This window comes from Solirhodobacter olei, assembly GCF_004010155.1.
In the GTDB taxonomy this organism is placed as follows: Bacteria; Pseudomonadota; Alphaproteobacteria; order Rhodobacterales; family Rhodobacteraceae; genus Solirhodobacter; species Solirhodobacter olei.
On sequence record NZ_RRYH01000079.1, the window covers coordinates 1 to 2,508 of the forward strand.

The following is a 2,508-nucleotide window of genomic DNA, read 5'->3' on the forward strand; positions in this document are numbered from 1 at the left end:
CCGGAATCTGGAAAATCAGCCCCGAAGTGTCGAAGTCCGGTTACCCGCCTCTGCGCAGTTAGGCTCATTCATACTCATCACCACTCGCTCCTTTGCCACGAGGGGAAACTGGCATTCGACGCGAGGTGCACTTTACGGCGAATAATGGGCCATCGGAAAGTCAAATGGGCGCAGGGATACCGCCCACTGCAGCCTCTGTTCACTGCGGTCGACTGGCCCCGAGTCACTGAACTCTGCCTCAACGCCGTCCGGAACCATCAGCCGTGACCGTGTCCTATCCAGAGGATGGCAACGGAAGCGATCGCTCAGATGGTGGAGGATCTGCGGTCGGCAACGCCTCGAAGAAAGCACGTGATCGGCTTCGACATCTACACGCCGGAGAATGTCTGATACGAACCCGGGTTAGCGTTCTGATTTACCGCAAACTCCCACCCTGGCTTCGATATAATCAAAGGACCGCCGGATATCCTCTTCGAGAGTATGGCTTTCTTGCACAGACGGAGCCGTGCACTCGAAGGAAAAGCATCTGGAATAGCCCGCGGCGAGAAAGCGTTCTATCTGATCGACATTGCCGCAGCGGTCGTTCGCATCGACAAGCACACGATGCGCATCCTGGGTCTCGTCGAGAATGGCCTCCGGAGCCGACAATCCAGAGATATGGACGATCCCTGTGTAAGGAGAGAAAAGCTCTGCCTCACCCGCCAAGACATGCTGAAACGTGTCATGAACGAGCCGGAAAGCCCCACCCCGATCCACGGCATCGATTGCCTCCACAAGTTCGGCCTTGTGCCGCAGAGAGGACAGTGGGAACCCGATGGGCTCAATCAGTGCAACGACGCTCGTGTCTGCAATGATCGCGAGTATCTCGCGCATAACCTCGCGCAAGACCCGCTGCCGGACACCAGCCTCACTGCCCAGTCCGTCGACGCGTGGTACAAGGCTTATGGTTTCGGCCCCTGCCGCCTGGGCATCGCCGACCAGACTCCGCAGTTCCCGGGCCCGATCAGATGTCCAGTCATTGAACGGATATATTTCGCTCAGCCCAAGAAGCCTTAGACCCCGGGCGTGTGCCAATCGCCCGGCCTCCTTCGGGGGGATCCCATCAAAAAGCGGTCGCCCGAGATCATTGCGCACCTCGACCCCCACGCAATCGAGCGCCTGCGCGAGATCGAGAAAGGCCTCATAGGAGAGGTGTCTTGCCGTCTTCTGATTGAGGGCCCGGGCTATCATTTGGCATCGCGCTGCATGATCCATTCGACGGCAGGGTCGGGCTGGAATCGCCATTTGCGTAGAGGGCCCGCCATGACATTGAGATAGTACATCTCGAAGCCGTAGGGGGCGCCGCAGGGATGGTGGCCGCGCGGCACCAGAACCACGTCGCCATCGGAGACTGCCATCGTCTCGTCGAGCGTGCCGTCCTCGGTATAGACACGCTGGATCCCGAAACCCCGCGCCGGGTTCAGCCGATGGTAATAGGTCTCCTCGAGATACGTGATTCGAGGGAAGTCATCCTCATCGTGGCGATGGCTCGGATAGGAGGACCAGTGTCCGGCGGGCGTGAACACCTCGGTGACCAGGAGGCTGTCACAGTAGTCCTCGGCCTCCATGGCGATGTTGTTGATGTGACGGGTGTTGGCGCCCTTGCCGCGCTCGGTCAGGGTAATTCCATCGGGGCCGATGCGGCGCGGGGCATGCCCGCCATGCCCCGGTGCGGAACATACGGCAATCACGCAGTCGGTCGCGGCCACCGCCTCCCAGTCAGTGCCGTTCGGTAGGTAGAGGCAATGCGGTGGTGTCTTCTCGAACACATCCATGCGCTCGCCGAGAACACCCCAGTCCTCCCCAGCGCCCGTGAGCCTGGCCTTGCCTTCGACCATCACCAAAATCAATTCGGTCGTGCCCGTGGCCTCGGCCGCGCGCTCGCCGGCGCGAAGACGATAGAGTGAGAATCCCACATATCGCCAGCCCACCGATCGCGGCGTCACCTCATGCACCTTGCCATGGGTGCCGAAGGGTTTGCGCAGTAAGTCGTGCATAGGGCCTTCCTCAGTCGAATGGTCGTTGATTGCGTGTATTGGCGGCGTACTTCTTTCGCGCTGCCTCGAGCCGGTCCGGTCCGCCGGCCTGGGGCACGGCGACGTCCCACCAGGCGCCACCGGCGCCGGTGCCGGGAACGGCATCGGTGTCAATGACGATTACGCTGGGAATTTCCCGGTTGCGGGCCTCTGCGATCTTCGTCTCAAGCTCGGCGATGTTGGCGGCCTTCTCGGCATGGGCCCCCATCGAGGCAGCATGGGCCACGAAGTCGATCTCGGGCTGCACCTCGATATTCGCGTCCTTGTACATGTTGTTGAACTCTGCCCCGCCGCACTCGATCTGCAGCCGGTTGATGCAGCCGTAGCCACGGTTGTCGGTGAGGACCACGGTGAAGGGGACGCGGCGCATCACCGCCGTCGCCAGCTCCGAATTCGCCATCATGTAGCTGCCGTCGCCGACGAAGCAGATCAC

Annotated in this window: 3 protein-coding genes; all 3 read right to left on the minus strand. The window is 61.2% G+C overall.

Annotation, left to right across the window (positions count from 1 at the left end; genetic code table 11):
* Nucleotides 1–402: 402 nt before the first annotated feature.
* Entirely contained in the window at nucleotides 403–1,230 is an 828-nt protein-coding gene (locus tag EIP85_RS22510) for a TIM barrel protein (protein ID WP_206615636.1), read from the minus strand.
* The gene (gene iolB, locus EIP85_RS22515) at nucleotides 1,227–2,036 is read right to left on the minus strand and encodes a 5-deoxy-glucuronate isomerase (protein WP_127904440.1); all 810 of its coding nucleotides are present in this window, start codon (nucleotides 2,034–2,036) and stop codon (nucleotides 1,227–1,229) included. The genes EIP85_RS22510 and iolB overlap by 4 nt, the downstream gene beginning before the upstream one ends.
* Before the next feature lie 10 nt (nucleotides 2,037–2,046).
* A partial coding sequence (locus tag EIP85_RS22520) for a thiamine pyrophosphate-dependent enzyme (RefSeq protein WP_241560156.1) occupies nucleotides 2,047–2,508 on the minus strand: 462 nt, incomplete at its 5' end.

Coding starts and splice junctions, on each gene's coding strand:
- iolB (WP_127904440.1), bottom strand. CDS start 2,036: ATGCACGACTTACTGCGCAAACCCTTCGGCACCCATGGCAAGGTGCAT.
- EIP85_RS22510 (WP_206615636.1), bottom strand. CDS start 1,230: ATGATAGCCCGGGCCCTCAATCAGAAGACGGCAAGACACCTCTCCTAT.